This window comes from Streptomyces sulphureus DSM 40104, assembly GCF_000381025.1.
GTDB classification, from domain to species: Bacteria; Actinomycetota; Actinomycetes; order Streptomycetales; family Streptomycetaceae; genus Streptomyces; species Streptomyces sulphureus.
On record NZ_KB905814.1, the window covers coordinates 627,806 to 644,670 of the forward strand.

Consider the following 16,865-nt stretch of genomic DNA (forward strand, 5'->3'; position numbering starts at 1 on the left):
TGAAAAGGGCGATCGGCCCCCACGTCAAGGGTGTTGGGCGCCGCTCAGCCCTGGTCCGCCCGATACCCCGGGACCGACGGCCACCGCACGGTGAGGACCACCGACTCCTCCTCCGCGTACCAGGAGTGGTCGACGCCCTTGCCCCAGACCACGTAGTCCCCCTGCTCCTCCAAGAGCACGGAGCGGCCCGGGAGTTCGACCCGGAACCGCCCGCTGATCAACACCAGCAACGCCGTCCGCGCCTCCCCGCGCACCCACGCCGCACGCGCGTCCCCCGGCGGGTGCACCCCCCACTTGATCTCCACGGCCTCGCTGTACCGCGGGTCCCCCACGCTCTTGAAGTGCCCGAGCAGCCACCCCCGGTCCGCGGCGGCGTCGGGCCCCGCCTTGCCCACGTACACGGTGTCGTCGTCGCTCTCCATGCGACGGAATCTAGCAATCCGGATCGCGGTGCCTGAGACCGACCGGCAAGGGGCCGTAGTCGCAGAGGGGGAGCGTGGAGTGAGTGCAGCGCGGGCACACGTCCGCTGCTTTGTCCGGAGGATTCCCGACCGGATCTCGGCAACCTTGTTCGCAACCTCGCCCTGCGCAGGCGCGACGAGGGGCAGGACGGTGCGGGGTGGGGGTAGCTGCCGTATCAACCCGGGCGTCAGCAGGATGGGCGACCGGTGCGCCGGCCCGGCACGCTGAGGCGGGAACGGTACAGGCAACAGGAACAGGGGCGATCGGTGAAGGCACGTGCGAGGGCCGCAGTACTGGTGGCGGGGATGTGCGCGGTGACGGTATCGGGGATCTTCCCGGCGGCCGCGGCGGATCGGGCGTCGGCCCCGCCGCCCGCCGGCCTCGAGAAGGCCGTCGAGCAGACGGTCACGGACGGCTTCCCGGGTGTCGTGGCGTACGCCAGGCACGGAGAGCGGGAGTCACGGATGGCGGCCGGGATCGCGGACACGGCGAGCGGCGAGCGCGCACGGCCGGACCAGCGGTTCCGGATCGCCAGTAACACCAAGTCATTCGTGTCGACGGTACTGCTGCAACTGGAGGGCGAAGGACGGCTCTCGCTCGACGACAGCGTGGAGAAGTGGCTGCCCGGCGTGGTCCGGGGAAACGGCAACGCCGGCAAGGACATCACCGTCCGGCAACTGCTCAACCACACCTCGGGCATCTACGACCCCACCGAGGAGCCGGAGTTCTTCGCCCCCTATCTGGAGCGCGAAGAGTGGGACCACGTTTACACACCTCGGGAGGTGATCGCCCGCGCCGTCCGGCACAAGCCGCTCTTCGAACCCGGCGGCGGCTGGTCGTACTCCAACACCAACTACCTGCTCGCCGGCCTGGTGATCGAGGCAGTCACACGGCACAGCGCGCCCTCCGAAATCCAGCGCCGGATTCTCACCCCACTCGGCTTGGAGGACACCTCCTTCCCCCTGACCGATCCGGCCATTCACGGCCCTCATCTGCACGGTTACGACCTCGCGGGACGCGATATGACCCGGTTCAGCCCGTCGTACGACTGGACCGCCGGCGCCATGATCTCCACGGTCGACGACCTGGCCCGTTTCCACCGGGCCCTGTTCACCGGCAAGCTGCTGCGCCCCGCCCAGCAGCGCGAACTCCTGACGACGGTGCAGTTCCCCGAGGCTCCGGCGTACGGACTCGGCGTGCAGCGCATGGACGTGCCGTGCGGCTCGGAGCCAGGCGCCGAGCGGATCGACGCCTGGGAGACGGACGGCGCCGGCCCCGGGTTCACCAGCGTGTCCCTCACCACCGCCGACGGTAAGCGGCAGTTGGTCCTCGTCGCCAATGTCTACGACCTCGGCGCGGACCTGCAGGATGAGCGGCCCGTCCCGCAAAGCGAGGGACTGGGGAAGGCGCAGACCGCAGCCCTGTGCGACTGAGACGGCGTCATGTCACCGCGGACGACTCCGCATGGTGCGCCGCGCGGGACCCGTCAGGAAGCGGGACGCGACGACCGCGCACTCAGCGATCACCTGCCGTGCCGCAGTGCCCTCTTTCCGCACCTTCCTGCGACCGGTTCGCCGTACTCCTGTCCGCCCGGGGAGAGTTCGTAGCGGACCACCCGCCGGACTGTCACCGCCGTCGGATCGCCGACCGGACGGTCTTCGAGCACATCGTGCTCGCGGAGAGAGCAGAGTCGGGGCTCACGGCCGAGCTCGCCCGCAAGGGGGGTGCGGGTCCCGCTCCAGGCGGGCAGACGCTGGGGATCGAACGCCCGCACCCGTGGATGAACGGTTACGGCAAGCTCCGGCGCCGCACCGGGAGGAACGGCGAGGCCGTGGACTGCAACCTCCGCCTCGCCGCCGCTCTTGCCACGCTCCGCATGCCCATCGGCCGAGCAACGCGCCGCTACCGCTGGGACGGTGGACCCACCACCCGGCGCCCCGAATGATCCGGGCGCCGGTCGGTCTCAGCCCCGCCCGTCACTCCCCGCGCCACACCGCCGCGTCGTCCGCCTCCGTCGCCCCGTCCGACTCCTTTGCCAACCTGGCCTGTTCGTCCTCGACGATCCGGCGTGCCGTCTCGGCGTCCGAGACGTCGACGGCGTCCGGCGCCGCGTCCGCCCGCATCCAGCCCGCGCAACCCGTCGAACGTGGTGACCGCCACGCCGCCGCTCTCCCGCCACTCGGCGAACGTGTCGTGGCGTCCGGGCCCGTGCAGCGGCACCGCCCGCAGCGTGCTGCGCGTACGCACCTCGCGCACCCAGCCCACCAGCACGCTCGCCGGGCAGGCGACGAGGAACCGCGCGCGCCCCTGCGCCGCCAGATGCGCGAGGACGGCGATCGCCTCGACGGTCTTGCCGAGGCCCATCTCGTCCCCGATGATCACCCGATGCTGGACGAGCGCGAACCGTGCGCCGAACTCCTGGTAGCCGCGGAGCGCGAGGCGCAGGTGCGTGGTGTCGAGCGGCTGCGCGTGGACACGGGCGACCAGCTCCTGCGGCAGATGGCCCTCGGCCGCCGCCTCCTCGGGGGCGGCACCGGCGATCTCGTCGAGGAGTGTGTGGTACTCGGCCGACCGCGCCTCGAAGTCGACCCAGGCGGCGACCGGCGACGCCGTCGGGCGCAGCAGGTCGGCCGAGGTCTGCGCGAACGCCGCGGGGAGCGCGGCGCGGTCCGCCTCCGCCAGCGCCGTCGTCAACTCCGCGGTGGCCGCCCGCACTCGGGCACGTCGACGGGGGCCGAGGAGGAGCCGACGCACCCGGCGGCCGGCCGGCGCCGCCTCGTCGAGCAGCGGACGCAGCCGGGCCGTCGTCCGCCGTGCGCCTTCGACGGCCTCCCTGGCGTCGGGGCCCGCGTCGACGAGTCGGTGGAGCGCCGTGAGGAGCCTTCCCTCGCGCTCCTCGCGCCGGTCGACGTCGAAGCGCACGGAGACGGTCTCGCGGACCGCCTCGGCGAGCCGGCGGGCCGCGGCCACGGCCTGGTCTGCGGTGTGCGCGCCGACCCCCGGCGCCTGCTTGACACCGTGCCGGCCGGCGGCGAGGACGTCGTCCACGGTGCCGTGGCCGGCGTCGCGCAGCGCGTTCAACCGCAGCCGTCCCTCCGTGACCTCGCGCAGCCGCTCCAGCGGGATGCGCCGGAGCTCGGCGGAGACGAGCTCGTCCTGGAGCGGTGCCAGTGCGGTGCGGACGTCGTCGACAGCCGAGCGGTGGTCGGCGAGGACCGCCGACGCCGACCTGCGCAACTCCCGGCCCGCGGCGAGCACTTCGCCCGCCGGCTACTGTTCCGGGCCTCCGCCCGTCTCGCCCTCACGGACGCCGTCCGCCTCCATCCTTGCACCGGGGCACAACCCGGCCCCTGCCGCACTGGTGAACGGCGGGGCTCGTGTGGTCGGGTGGGGCCGGGCGACGCCCGCCCGTCGGCAGCCCTTACGGGTGCAGGCGGGTGTTGGATGGCGCACGGACGCACTCGCGGCGGTGCGTTCCTTCCGTGTTCTAGGAGGTCAGCTCAGCATGCAGTTCGGCGTATCCACTTTCCTCACCGATCAGGGCATCGGCCCGGCCGAGTTGGGCCGCGCCCTCGAAGAGCGCGGCTTCGACTCGCTGCTCATCGCCGAGCACAGCCACATCCCGGTCTCGCGGACAAGCCCCTGGCCGGGCGGCGGCGATCTGCCGACGCACTACTACCGCACCCTCGACCCCTTCGTCGCACTCGCGGCGGCCGCCTCCGTCACCGAGCGACTCCTGCTCGGCACCGGTATCGCGCTCATCCCGCAGCGCGACCCGTTCCACACCGCCAAGGAGACCGCCTCCCTCGACCTCGTCTCGGGCGGAAGGGCCATCCTCGGCGTCGGCGTCGGCTGGAACCGCGAGGAGATGCGGCACCACGGGGCCGACCCGCGCACCCGCGGCCGCCTCACCGACGAGCGGCTGCACGCGATCCGTGCCCTGTGGACCCGGGAAGAGGCGTCCTACCACGGCGAGTTCGTCGACTTCGACCCCGTCTACTCCTGGCCGAAGCCCGTACAGCGGCCGCACCCGCCGATCTACGTCGGCGGCGGCCCCGGCGCCTTCCCGCGCGTCCGCGAGTTCGGCGACGCCTGGCTCGCCAACAGCACTCCGCCCGAGCAACTGGGGCCGCAGATCGCGCAGATGCGCGAGACCGCGGGGCGCGACGTCCCGGTCTCCGTCTACGCCATCCCCGAGGACGCCGCCACCGTCGAGGCGTACACCCAACTCGACGTCGAGCGCGTCCTCTTCTACCTCCCCACCGTGCCGAAGGCCGAGACGCTCCACCACCTCGACGCCTTCGCCGACGTCGCTGCGCGCTTCCGGTGAACGCGCCTGCCGCCCAGGGGAGTTGACGTGCCGCGTCTGACAACCGACGAGGCGTACGCGCGCTTCGCGGCGGCGCGCGTCGCCCACCTGGCGACCGCCGACGCCGCGGGGCGCCCCCATCTCGTCCCTGTCGTCTTCGCCGTACGCGCGGCGGACGGCGCCTCCCCCGCCGGCGTCGTCCTCGCCGTCGACCACAAGCCGAAGCGCACCACGTCCCTGAAGCGCCTCGCCAACATCCGCGCCAACCCCGCGGTGAGCATCCTCACCGACACCTACGACGAGGACTGGACGCGCCTGTGGTGGTCCCGCTGCGACGGCACCGCCCGCGTCCTCCCGCCGCGGGCGGAGTCCCCGCAGGCGGCTCGGCTCGCTGGGCTGCTCGTCGCCAAGTATCCGGAGCAGTACACGCAGGGGGCACCGGAGGGGCCGGTGGTGGAGGTGGCTGCGGAGCGGTGGAGCGGGTGGCGGGCCGGGTGAGGGAGGCCCGCTCCAACGTGCGCGCCTCCGTCTCTCCTGCACCTCGCTCCGCCCGCCGCCACACGGATCAGCCGGGCGGGTACCGCGGCAACTCCCGCGAGAGCGTGGAGAAGAATCGGTGCTGCTTCCACGAATCGTGATCGCCGACGACGATGAGACGGCGCTTGGCCCGACTGACGGCGACGTTCAGGAATCCATGAGGAGATCGCCCGGACATCCGCCGAGCTTTCCGCGACCTGCCGCCTCATCGCCCACCGGCAACTCCAGCCATGCGGTCAGCCGCTCTCAGCGGCAACGGAAGAGCGTCCCCACCGGTCGGTGTTGCGACACAGCTCGGCCGGGATGCGGCGTGTGGAGATGTTGATGCCGCCCTGGGCGCGGCCGCCGGCGAGGGCAGCGACGCCGAGAACGAAGTGCACCCACATATTGAACTGGATTTCCTTGGTGACGCGCAGCCGGCTGTAGAGGATGTCGGCCCACCGGTTCCCTGCGCGCGACCAGGCTTCGACTTGGAAGTGGATCGCGCCCCCGTCGCGTCGGGCCGAGAACCTGATCTGGCCGGCTTCCAGATGGCCGCGCAGCGTGCCCAGTTGCAGGGAGACCGAGTCGCGGTGGAGTACCCGTACCGGACCGTCCCAGGGGCCCGGCATCTGCACGCGGTACTCGTCGCCGACGCGTGCGGGTCCGTCGGCGCCCCGCGTCTTGTGGAAGACCGCCACCGTCGACGGGGCAGGCCGGTTCAGGTCGGCGGCCACGGCCTCCATCAACTCCTCCGGGCCCATCACCGCGCCCTCGATACGGACGCTGAAGCGGCGGTGGAACATCGGACCCGCACCGTCTCTGAGTGCCTGGGTGAGGTCGTCGACGAGCTCGTGGGGTAGCAGCGGCGGCAGGTCGCCGTGGTCGCCGTCCGTCTCACTGCGGTGGAAAGCCGTCACCCGCCACATGTACTCCCACGACACCAGCAGCACCCCCACCGGGAAGCGCAGCAGGGCGCCGATCCGCCGCCTCGGAGGCGGCTTGGCGGGACGGGCGGCGCCGTGGATGCCGTTCTGTGGAGACATGTCTCTCATGGGAGCATGCAAAAGAGGCCCCCGCGTCTCGGCAGTGTCCGACACGGGGGCACGGACAGGAGGTGTGACGTGCTGGAAGAGTTGATGTCCCGGGTCGGCCTGCGCAGGGCGCAGATGCAGTGGGCGTCGATGGGATCAGTTGTCCTGTGCACCGTTCTTTGGATGCGCGCGTCCAGCTTCGATCAGAACGAACGGGGCAACGCCGAGCGCCGAGCCCTGTTCGTCGGCCTGTGGGCACCCACACTCTGGGCCGTGGGGCAGTCGCTCCCCCAGTCCCGGCGCCCCGGACGTTCCCGGAGACGATGAGCCGCCATGCGGGAGCGGCGCCTGTACCGGCCTCGAGCCGTCGACACGCTCTACGCCCTGGCGGGCCGCGAGATCAACTACCGACCTCCGGTCGACGACGTCCCCACGTCGGACGAACACTGGCACGTGGACTCACTTCGCTGGCCGCTCGCCCGGGAACCGTCCGGCGACCCGGTGCAGGGAGGGGCCTGGGACATCGCGTGCAGGCTGGTGCGCGACTACCAGTTCGCGGAGCCGGGCATTCTGCGGGCGCTTTACCGCACCGACCGCCCCTTGCTGGGGCGCGACATGCTCCTAGAAGGGCGATTCGCCGGACTCCGCTTCGACCTGGGCGTACGGATCACGTTCGTCGTGGACACCATCCAGCGATCGGGAGGCACCGAATCGCGAGCGTGGGGTTGGGCCTACCGCACGCTCCAGGGGCACCTGGAACAGGGACAGCTCGCCTACGAGGTCCTCAAGGACCGTCGCACCGGCGTCGTGGACTTCCGCATCAGCGGCTACTCTCGGCGGGCCCCTATCGCCAATCCCGTCGTCCGGGCCGGGTTCGCGGCCTTCGGTAGCCGGACGCAACACCGCTTCTACCACGCCAGCGCCCGTCGCCTGCAGCACTTGGTGCAGAGCGAACTGCTTGGCGCCCCGCCCCTGACCGCCGAGCTCCTCCCGGGCTACGGCGACATCGTCATCGCCCCCCGCCTCAACTGAGACGTACGGCAACGGCTCGGCCAGGAGCGGCGGTTGACACGATGGCTGGTGGCTGATGAGGCGACTCCCGGAGGGCACAGTCGTCGGAAGGCGGGCATCCAGACGGAAGCAGGTTTTAGCACCCACCGGTAGGCGCCAACTACGGTGAGAGGGCGAGTGCTTCGACGAGCTAAGGCCCTGGCGGTCGTCCTCTGCCCCGTCCCGTGAGACTTCGCCGCGGCCCCGGCGCTCCTCACGACCGCCCCCGGTTGCATCGGCGTACGCCGTGACGGCAGGGGCACGGCCACCGACTTCGGCCAGCCCCGTACCGGCCGCCCTCCTGACGGTGGCGGTGACGGGGCAGCCGTACGGGTGCCGCAAATGACTTGGTGCAGCGCTCAGTTGACGCTCACGACCGTCCGAGACACGCAACGCCGCCCGGTCTCCCTCCTCCTGGCCGACGCCTCTGCCAACAGCTTCGATCGAAGCCCCTGCCCCGACCGGCCGAGAAGACCAAGGAAACCCTCCAACACCCGCGAGCGCTCGACTCGTTGAGCACCTCGCCGAGGGACACCTCAACCCGCCCCCGCAGGACCCGATCGCGAGGTGACCACATGCCCCCGTCCCGACACGACGCCGCCGCCTGGAAAGCCCAGGCGACCCACGCCTCCGCACTGATCCGCAACCGGCGCGGCGAGTACCTGCTGCACTTGAGGGACCCCTTGCCGGGCCGGACCGAGCCAGGCGCATGGTCCCTGCCGGGAGGCGCCCGCGAGCCGGACGACGCCTCGCTGGAAGCGACCGTGCGCAGGGAGCTGGCCGAGGAGGCAGGTCTCGACGTCGCCGACTTGGAACCGTTCTCCGTGACGCAGGAGGGCGACGCCGCGGTCTACTCCGTCCGCTGGGAGGGCGACCCGGAGTCCCTCGCCCCGACCGAGGGCGCGGCGCTGCGCTGGTTCGCCCCGGCCGACCTGCACCGCCTGCGCATGCTGCCCGCCGTCCGCGACCTGGTCCTCGCGCACGCCGCCCGCCAGTCCCCCGCCGACGGGGGCAGCGCCCGTCCCCCGAGGCAGCGGGACGTCGGCTGGCTTCCGCCCGAGCAGTACGCCGAGACGGTGCTCAAGGCCACCGCCTTCGCGTGCCTCTACTTCACAGACGAGGACGACCGGCCGCTCCAACTGCACTCCGTCTACTCGCCCTCCCACCCGTGGCAGTTGGTCGGCGGCACCATGGACCCGGGCGAGCGCCCCTGGGAGACGGCCGTCCGCGAGTGCCAGGAGGAGACGGGGCGCACACCGTCCGGCCCGCCGCGGCTCCTCGCGACGGTGTACGGCCTCCCCGGCGCCGAGTGGCCGTACAGCACGATCGGCCTCGTCTTCGACGGCGGCCGCCTCACCGCGGCCCAGCTCCACGCCCTCGTACTGGACCCGAAGGAGCACGACGAGGCCCGCGTCCTCCCCCTCGCCGACTGGCAGCACCTCATGCCGCGCCGGGACTTCCTCCGCCTGGAGGCCGTCGCCGAAGCCCGCCGCACCGGCACGGCTGCCTACTTCGACACATGGGGATGGGACACATGAGCAGCGGCCATGCGCCTGTGTCCTTCGCCCCGGCAGCGGTTACCGAGCAACCGCGCTCGACGGAGGCATGGCGGGCCGGTCGGTACTCGAACTGCCCATGCCCCCAAGGCACGTCAAGTGCGTAGGACGGTCCACGGACGGCGTCCGTCCCCTTCTTTCGCCGGCCGGCCAACGGCGGCCTGCGCCGGGGCGGGCCGCGGCAAGCAAGTCGCACGTAACAGCATCCGGTCGACCACCTCCGGTGACCGATGCCACCGGCCACCACGCTGCCCCGTCGAGGACTCCGACCAGGCGGGCTGCACACACCTCGGGCAACCCGCCACGTCGGCGGTCACACGATCCGCCGGGCCAAGCCCCAGCGGTGCCGGCCTACTTCGACGGGTTCATCAGCTCCGTGCCGAACCGGCCCTTCGTCGCCGGGGAACCCAGATCGCCCGGCTCGACGAGTGCCGCGCCCTCGGCGCTCAGCCCGTCGGTGCCCGCGTACAGCAGGGCCGTGGCGCCGACGCCCTCGGTACGGTTCGGGATGCCCACAGCGAGGTCCGGCTTGCCGTCACCGTTGTAGTCGGCCGGCGAGACGGACGCGCCGAACATGTCGTTCCCCTCCATGGAACCGGGGACGCCCTCGGTGTCGAGCGAGAAGGTCTGCGCCCCCTCGTCGGTGAGCCAGTTCTCGGTGCCCTTGAGCACGTTGATGGCACCGGCGTTGTTGTAGCCCCCGGGCGCCTCGGCGCCGGTGTTGCTGACGACGAGATCGTCGTGGCCGTCGCCGTCGAAGTCGGCGAGCCGGATGGCTTCGCCCTCCTGCGCCTTGCCCTGCCAGTCCACCGGCTCGTCGGAGTCGAGTCCGTCGGCGGTGCCGGGGTAGGTACGGAGCTTCTGCTCGTCCGGACCGTCCGCGAAGCCGGTGTCCGTGACGACGTCGTCCTTCCCGTCGCCGTTGATGTCGCCGACCACGGGGCTGTAATGCGCGAACGGCAGCGGGATGTCCTTGCCCAGCGACGTGCTCTTCAGGCCACCGGCCGAGCCGGGCAGCACGCCGAGCGTGCCCTCGTCGGCGGGCGAGTCCTGGGAGGCGACGGTCACGAGATCGGTGTAGCCGTCCCCGTCGATGTCGCCGGAGGCCAGGTGCTCGACGCTGACACCGCCGCCGGGCGGGGTGACGCTGGTCATCTTCGGGGTCTCGGTCTCTCGCAGGTTCTTCGCACCCTTGACGAGCTGAATCTTCGCGCCGTCGGAGATGGCGATGTCGTCGAGGCCGTCGTTGTCGTGGTCGCCCACGGCAAGCTGGTCGCCGAAGTGTGCGTTGGCAGTGACCTTCGGCGCATGGAAGGCGATGGCGTCGTCGGACAGGCCGCCCTCGGCGCCGAAGACGACCGTGACGGAACCGGCCTGGCCGGTGCTGCCGATGGCCTCGTTGTTCGCGGCGATGACCAGGTCGGCGTAACCGTCCCCGTCCACGTCGCCGCTCACCACGGCCGAGCCGAAGCCGTCCTTGGCCTCCGGGACACCGGGTATGTTCGCGTTTGCCTGCGACAACGTGCTGTGCCGCTCGGTGTCGACGCCGCCCTCGGCGCCGTACGTCACGGCCACGTAGCCCGCCTTGGCCTCTCCGGAGACGGTGCCCTCGGGTGCCCCTACGCCGAGGTCGGCGTAGCCGTCGCCGTCGAGGTCGCCTTGGGTCTCGCTCTGCTCGGCAGCCTTCGTGGAAGACCGGTCCTGGCTCTGCCCGCCGCCGTCCGCCAGTGCCGCCGTGGCCCCGCCGGCCACAGCCGCGGCCACGGCCGCACCCACAGCGCCTGCCACCATGCCTCTGGTTCGATTGCGCACGCGTCCTCCAACGGATCGATCGCCCCTGGGTCCTGCCCCGCGGTGGGACGGAAGGGCCTGCAGAAGTAGACAGGGGCAAAAAGCTGAACGGTTCCACAACGGACAGAAAATTACTCGGCCCGGCACATTCGCACAGGTCACGACAACTCCGCGCCGCAACAGCGCACTTGGCGCCGTCCGTCCACCTCCGGTGGATGCGGTACCGGGCGTCAGCCCCCCGCCTCGAGGAACTTGCTTCCGCAGCAGGACAGTTGCATGTCCACCGCACAGGCTCGATGAACGAAGCCTTCCGGCCGACGGCCGTCCGGACTGGAACGCCGGCCTCCGCCCGCAGGGGACCGCCCTCAACTCCCTGCTCTGGCACGGACGTGCGACGGTGCTCGGCTGTTCCTACGGCATCGGTACGCAGGCCGTGGGACTGGCGACACCGCGTCATCGGGACGGACCTCAGTCCCCACGCTGCGGCTCGCGCCTCCCGCGACCCCACCCTCCGCAGCACGGTCCTCCCCACGTCCGCCGCCGACATGCGCCGCCTCCCGTTCCGCGACGGCACCTTCGACGCCGTCGTCTGCGCCGACAACGCGCTCCCACCTGCTGACTCGAAGATCGTCGCTGAACCGAGCGGCGCCTGCGCCTCGGCCAACGACGAGTCAGGAATGATGAGCGCGGTGATCTCCAGCCACGGCGCGGACCTGCCCACCTCCACCGGCTGATCGGTCAGAGCGCCCACCGGAAGGAACCACCCGTGTCCGACGCCCCTTTCCCCACGATCACGCAGTACGCCAGCGCCGACCTCATCACCGCCTTCGCCTACGAAGGCCGCGCCCACGACGACGACCCCCGCTGGAAGGAGTCCGGCGCCCCGAGCCTCGACGCCTACGGCCGCTGGGCCGGCCACATGTGCGGCATCGCCTGCCTGCGCATGGCACTGATCTCCCGTACCGGCGAGGCACCCACCATGTTCGAACTCCTCGAAGGCGCCCGGAGATACGGGGCCTACACAGAGGACCCGGACACCGGAGCGATCCACGGCCTGATCTACGCCCCCTTCGTCCAGTACGTGACAGACGCCCTCCCCCTGGACGCCGAGGTCCACCCGCACCTGACCGTGCCCGGTCTCCTCGCTCTCCTCGACGCCGGCCGGATGGTGATGGCCTCCGTCCACAAGGAGATCCGCCGCCCCGGGAACCCCGCCCCGGGCAAGGGCGGCCACCTCGTACTCGTCACCGACCGCCAAGGCGACACGGTGCACTTCCGCAACCCGTCCGGCCACACAGCGCAGGCCCGTACCGCGAGTCTGCACGCGGCCGAGTTCACCGAGTTCTTCGGCGGCCGCGGCGTATCCCTCACCTGAGAGACGTACTGACACCACTGACATGTCCCCGGCGGCCGCGGACAGGAAGCAACCGGGCCGGAGCCGCGCCCCGGCCGCCGCGTGAGATCAGCTCGACGGCTTCACGGTCGTCGATCGAGTGAAGCGGTGGACCGGAGCGAGCTCGACAGGCTGTCGGTCGCCGTTGTCCCAGCCAGCCTCGCCGTTGCCCGCGCATATGTCTGACATTCGGCTAGGGTGGGATGCATGACTGACCTCCGAGCCCCCCAGAGGAACGCGAGCCTTTCCACTCAGCTCGTGGAGAGCCTGCGTGAGCACATCACCTCCGGTGCCTGGGCCGTGGGAACTCGTCTGCCGTCCGAACACGAGCTGGTGGGACAGCTCGGCGTCAGCCGGACGACTCTGCGTGAGGCACTACGGGCCCTCACCCATCTCGGCCTTCTCGAGGCCCGCGCGGGTGACGGCACCTACGTGCGCGCGGCGAGCGAGCTGGAAGCCGTGCTGGTGCGCCGCGCGGCCTCGTCGTCCGCTGACGACGTGCTGGAACTGCGGGCCGTGCTCGAGGAGTACGCCGCCGGTCTGGCGGCAGCCCGACGCAGCGCCGACGATCTCGTGCGCCTACGAGCTCTCTTGGCCGAGGCCGACACCGCAGCGGAGAGCGGTTCGATGCCGGCGATCGCCGAGGTCGACGCCTGCTTTCACCGGGCCGTCGTCCGTGCCGGCGGCAACCTTCTGCTGGCCGAGGTGTACGACCACCTCGGCGGTGCCATCACCGCCTCCCTGGGCGGCCTGCCTCTCGACGAGGACGTGCTCGGTGAACACGTGCGATTGCACCAACGCCTGGTCGAAGCGATCGAGCACGTCGACGAGGCGGGTGCGCGGTCCATCGCGACGCAGATCGTCGCCATGACCAGAACAGGCCGCCCGGAACAAGCGGAAGAGACGAAGTGACCACCGGAGCGATCAACACAACCAAGTCCACGTCGTCGCCGGCGACGCTCGGGGCCGGCCTGGTGCTCGCGATCGTGCTGGTCGCGGCCAACCTGCGCGCGACCCTCACCGGGGTCGGTACCCTGCTGCCCGCGATCGAGTACGACACCGGGCTGCCGGCGAGCTGGGGCGGCTTTCTCAGCACACTGCCGCTGCTCACCTTCGCCGCCACCTCCCCGTTCGTCGGGCGCGTCTCCCACCGGTTCGGCTCCGCCCGGGTACTCGCCCTCGCCCTCGCCGTGCTCGCTGCGGGCACGATAGTGCGGTCGTTGCCCTCGATCGCGTGCCTGTTCCTCGGCACCATAGTCCTGTCCGCCGCGATCGCCTTCGGCAACGTGCTGCTGCCATCGATCATCCGGCAGAGTGTGCCGTCGGCACGCATCCCCCTCATCAGCGCGGCCTATGTCACCGTGATGGGTTTCGTGGCCGCGGTCTCCTCGGGCATCTCGGTACCCCTGGCCGATGCCTTGCCCGGCTCGTGGCGCACCAGCCTGGCGTGGGGGCTGGTCCTCGCCGTCGCCGCGCTCGCCGTCTGGCTACCCCGCATGCGCGGCGACCGACCGGCCGCGTCGAACGACACCGGGCACAGCCCCACCCCGTGGAAATCCGTACTGGCTTGGCAGGTCGCCGTCTTCATGGGCCTGCAGTCCCTCGGCTTCTACACGATCATCGCCTGGCTGCCCAGCATCCTGGCTCACCAGGGCATGGACCCTGCAGGCGCCGGCTGGATGCTGTTCTTCTACCAGGTCGTCGCGCTCGTCTCCAGCATGCTGCTGCCACTGGTCACCCGTGGCCGCCACGACCAGCGCTTCACCGCTGCCGTCGCCTCGGTGCTGGTCGCCGCGGGCTTCGCCCTGCTGCTCGCCACTCCTGGCCTGGCGGTCCTGTCCTGCGTCCTGCTCGGCCTGGGCGGCGGCGCTTGCCTCGTCATGGCGCTGAGCTTCCAGTCCCAGCGCGCCGCAGGACCCGACGAGTCCGCAGCCCTGGCCGGTATGGCACAGGGCGTCGGCTACCTCGTCGCCGCTGCAGGGCCCCTCCTGCTCGGCGTCCTCCACGACACCACCCGGGACTGGACCGTGCCGCTGATCCTCCTCATCGTGCTCAATCTCGTCATGTCCTTCTTCGGCTACGGCGCAGGCCGCGACCGCCACGTCCGCAGCGCGGTCCGGCAGTGAGGCTCAACCCTGTGCCTCCCGAACGGGGTTGATCGGCCGACGGCTGTATCCGTCGGCCGTCCGGCCCGGAGGTCCCGGTACTCGTCAACGAGCAGGTGGGCAGGGTGGCCCCGGCGTCGGCGCGGCAACCGGCCAGGCACCGCTGTCGCCGGCGGCCCCAACTTGCCTTGTGCACTGGGAGATTGCTGTGCTCTCGTCGGCGAGGCCGTTCAAGGATCGCGGACGGACTTCGCGGTTGTTCCCGGGAGCCGCCGGCTCGACGTGGTGCGTAGCCGGCCGGTGCGGCAGGCGACGCCCGGCGTTGCGCTCGCCTCTGAACAGGTCTTGACCATTTGCGACGGTCAATGGCTATGTTGGGCACGGAAGTCGGCGGATCGTGGCACGCCGGGTGCTGCCGGGTTTCCGAGGTCGCTCGGGAGCCTGCCGCAACAGGGGAGCAAGAAGGGCAATATGGGGCATCGGACGTTCGTGCCGAGAAAGACCGGGTCGGAAGCGCAGCGCGCGCCCGCTGCCGTTGCCCGCCGTTCACGGAGCAACGTCTGGATGCCCGGACGATGAGCACGTCGCGCCTCTCGCTTCCGGGACCCGTCGTCGGGCTGGACATGGGCGGCACCAAGATCGATGCGGCGCTCGTGGCGCCCGACGGCGTGCCGCTCGCCCGTGCCACCCGGCCCACGCCCGCGCAGGAAGGACCGGCCGCCGTACTCGACGCGCTCGCCGCCTCGTTCGCCGCCGTGAACACGGGTGCGGTCGCAATCGGCGTGGCCGCGGCCGGAGTCGTCGACTCCGTGAGCGGCACCGTAACCGGCGCCACGGACGCCGTACGCGGCTGGAAGGGCACCCCGCTGGGGCCGGAGTTGGCACGGCGTACCGGCCTCCCCGTCGCTTGCGACAACGACGTGCGGGCCGCCGCAGGACCCGAGCTGAGCGTCGGCGACAGTGTGCTCTACGCCGCCGTCGGCACGGGGGTGGGCGGTGCGATCGCTGTCGACGGGCGGCTACTGCACGGTGCCGGCGGTCTCGCCGGCCACCTGGGGCACCTGGCGGCGACGGAGGCCACGGGGCTGAGGTGCCCGTGCGGCGCCACCGGCCACCTGGAGGCCGTCGCCTCCGGTCCCGGCATCACCGCGCTCTACGTACGCGAGTCCGGCCGTACGGCGGAGAGCCTGCAGACGGTGGCCGCCCGCGCCGTCGAGGGCGACGCGGCAGCCGAGCACGCGATCGCCACCGGCGCCGGGGCGTTGGGCCGCACGCTCGGCGGGCTCGCGAACGCGCTCGGTTGCGACCGGGTCGTCGTCGGCGGCGGGGTGCCGCGCATCGGCCCGCGCTATCGCACGCCGCTCGGCGCGGAGTTCGCCGCCACCCTCCTCCCCGGTCTGCAGCACCTCCGCCCGAACGCCCCGCTGTTCGGTGACGACGCCGCCGTCATCGGCGCCGCCGCACTGACGAGCAGCGCTCCGCTGCACCGCCCGGCACGTACTCCGGGCGACCCCGTCTGAGCCCATCGGCGGGCGGCACCGTCAGGCAAGAGGAAACGGACCTGCACCGTTCTTCGCCGAGCGCGCCCGCGTTCGGCCACCTCGGAAATGTCGGTCCGACTCCGGGTGTGACGCGAGCGGTTGGACATGCACCGACGGTCCGCGCCATCGCGGAGAAGGTCGCGTCGCGTAGTCCGCGCTGCGTGCTGCCGACCGCTCGCAGCCCGTCGAACAACGCGGCGCTGCACGCGAAGCACCCCATGAGGACCCGGCTCGACCCGGCTTTGCGGATGCACTTCGACGTCCACGGCCTACGGCGCCGACCAGGATCACCGCAACACCCTCGTCGTCTCCGCCGGCCAGTCCGGCTCGTGCGGTGCCGCTCGCGGCGTCAACCCAACGCGGCCGCAAAGCGATTGGCCAGCGCGGCGGGAGCGGTGATGGCGGTACCCACGATCGCCGTCCAGGCGCCGGCGTCGAGGGCAGCGCGGGCGTCCTCGGGGGTGTGCAGGCGCCCCTCGGCACAGACCGGAACGCGCACCCGGGAGGCGAGTTGCCGGACCAACGGCAAGTCGGGGCCGGGTTGTTGGGGGCTGTACGGGGTGTATCCGGACAACGTGGTGGAGACGAGATCGGCACCGAGGGCGGCGGCGCGGACGCCTTCCGCCACGGTTGAGATGTCCGCCATGAAGAGCTTGCCCGCGCGGTGCACGGTACGGACGAGCTCGTGGAGTTCGCTGCCGTCCGGGCGGGCGCGTCCGGTGGCGTCCGCGGCCACCAGGTCCGCGCCCGCGTCCGCAACCTGCAGTGCGTGCCGGGGAGTCGGCGTGATGTAGACGCCCTCGTCGCCGTCCTTCCACAGGCCGATGACGGGTACCTCGACGGTGGCGCGTACGGCCGCGATGTCGTCGAGCCCTTGGACCCGGACCCCGGCGACGGGTGCGCCCGCGGTGACGGAGGCCGCGATCGCGGCGATGTGGTGCGGCTCGCGCAGCGGGTCCCCGGGAGGAGCCTGGCAGGAGACGACGAGTCGACCCCGGAGGCCGTCCAGGAGCGCGTTCGCCCGTGCTGCGGGCATGGCGGTACGGCTCGGCTCCGGGGCGCCGGACTCTGTGGTGCGCACGATGCTTCCTTCGTCGTCAGCGGTGTG

At 71.7% G+C, this 16,865-nt stretch carries 14 protein-coding genes and 1 pseudogene; 10 read left to right on the top strand and 5 right to left on the bottom strand.

The genetic code is table 11. The features are described from left to right. Positions 1-44: 44 nt before the first annotated feature. Positions 45-422 (bottom strand): cupin domain-containing protein, encoded by a 378-nt coding sequence (locus F603_RS0106915; RefSeq protein WP_019545284.1) that lies wholly within the window; start codon positions 420-422, stop codon positions 45-47. Positions 423-728: 306 nt separating this feature from the next. On the opposite strand from F603_RS0106915, the gene F603_RS31770 reads away from it, so the two are divergent. Then, a complete protein-coding gene (locus F603_RS31770; protein ID WP_211231026.1) occupies positions 729-1,895 on the top strand; it encodes a serine hydrolase domain-containing protein in 1,167 nt (388 codons plus the stop codon). 673 nt (positions 1,896-2,568) lie between these two features. Here the strand turns inward: F603_RS31770 and F603_RS31780 are convergent. After that, a pseudogene (locus F603_RS31780) lies at positions 2,569-3,720 on the bottom strand (SNF2-related protein); the annotation flags it as partial. A gap of 247 nt (positions 3,721-3,967) precedes the next feature. Here F603_RS31780 and F603_RS0106935 point away from each other — a divergent pair. Next, positions 3,968-4,792 carry an LLM class F420-dependent oxidoreductase gene (locus F603_RS0106935; protein WP_019545287.1) on the top strand — a complete coding sequence of 275 codons (825 nt, stop codon included), beginning with the start codon at positions 3,968-3,970 and terminating at the stop codon, positions 4,790-4,792. 27 nt (positions 4,793-4,819) lie between these two features. Next, a complete protein-coding gene (locus tag F603_RS0106940; RefSeq protein WP_019545288.1) occupies positions 4,820-5,269 on the top strand; it encodes a TIGR03668 family PPOX class F420-dependent oxidoreductase in 450 nt (149 codons plus the stop codon). Between the two features lie 275 nt (positions 5,270-5,544). Here F603_RS0106940 and F603_RS0106945 read toward each other — a convergent pair whose 3' ends face one another. Continuing rightward, positions 5,545-6,333 carry a DUF1990 family protein gene (locus F603_RS0106945; protein ID WP_019545289.1) on the bottom strand — a complete coding sequence of 263 codons (789 nt, stop codon included), beginning with the start codon at positions 6,331-6,333 and terminating at the stop codon, positions 5,545-5,547. A gap of 321 nt (positions 6,334-6,654) precedes the next feature. Between F603_RS0106945 and F603_RS0106955 the strand changes: the two genes are divergently transcribed. Together F603_RS0106955 and F603_RS35745 are read left to right on the top strand one after the other, a co-directional pair. Further along, the gene (locus F603_RS0106955) at positions 6,655-7,353 is read left to right on the top strand and encodes a DUF1990 family protein (protein WP_019545291.1); all 699 of its coding nucleotides are present in this window, start codon (positions 6,655-6,657) and stop codon (positions 7,351-7,353) included. Between the two features lie 593 nt (positions 7,354-7,946). After that, the gene (locus F603_RS35745; protein ID WP_245600702.1) at positions 7,947-8,909 is read left to right on the top strand and encodes an NUDIX domain-containing protein; all 963 of its coding nucleotides are present in this window, start codon (positions 7,947-7,949) and stop codon (positions 8,907-8,909) included. A gap of 369 nt (positions 8,910-9,278) precedes the next feature. Here the strand turns inward: F603_RS35745 and F603_RS0106965 are convergent, their stop codons facing one another. Then, entirely contained in the window at positions 9,279-10,718 is a 1,440-nt protein-coding gene (locus F603_RS0106965) for an FG-GAP-like repeat-containing protein (protein ID WP_019545292.1), read from the bottom strand. 296 nt (positions 10,719-11,014) lie between these two features. On the opposite strand from F603_RS0106965, the gene F603_RS36480 reads away from it, so the two are divergent. The 5 genes from F603_RS36480 to F603_RS0106990 all read left to right on the top strand — a co-directional run bounded on the left by F603_RS36480 (position 11,015) and on the right by F603_RS0106990 (position 15,736). After that, positions 11,015-11,452 (top strand): class I SAM-dependent methyltransferase, encoded by a 438-nt coding sequence (locus F603_RS36480; protein ID WP_425426952.1) that lies wholly within the window; start codon positions 11,015-11,017, stop codon positions 11,450-11,452. A 32-nt stretch (positions 11,453-11,484) separates the two neighbouring features. Beyond that, positions 11,485-12,093, top strand: coding sequence for a cysteine peptidase family C39 domain-containing protein (locus tag F603_RS0106975; RefSeq protein WP_019545294.1), 609 nt, complete (start codon positions 11,485-11,487; stop codon positions 12,091-12,093). Positions 12,094-12,318: 225 nt separating this feature from the next. Next, positions 12,319-13,023, top strand: coding sequence for a FadR/GntR family transcriptional regulator (locus tag F603_RS0106980; RefSeq protein WP_026328203.1), 705 nt, complete (start codon positions 12,319-12,321; stop codon positions 13,021-13,023). Beyond that, positions 13,020-14,237 (top strand): CynX/NimT family MFS transporter, encoded by a 1,218-nt coding sequence (locus F603_RS0106985; protein ID WP_019545296.1) that lies wholly within the window; start codon positions 13,020-13,022, stop codon positions 14,235-14,237. The genes F603_RS0106980 and F603_RS0106985 overlap by 4 nt, the downstream gene beginning before the upstream one ends. 554 nt (positions 14,238-14,791) lie before the next feature. Continuing rightward, positions 14,792-15,736 carry an ROK family protein gene (locus F603_RS0106990; RefSeq protein WP_019545297.1) on the top strand — a complete coding sequence of 315 codons (945 nt, stop codon included), beginning with the start codon at positions 14,792-14,794 and terminating at the stop codon, positions 15,734-15,736. Between the two features lie 370 nt (positions 15,737-16,106). Here F603_RS0106990 and F603_RS0106995 read toward each other — a convergent pair whose 3' ends face one another. Continuing rightward, positions 16,107-16,793 (bottom strand): N-acetylmannosamine-6-phosphate 2-epimerase, encoded by a 687-nt coding sequence (locus tag F603_RS0106995; protein WP_037955540.1) that lies wholly within the window; start codon positions 16,791-16,793, stop codon positions 16,107-16,109. Positions 16,794-16,865: the final 72 nt, after the last annotated feature.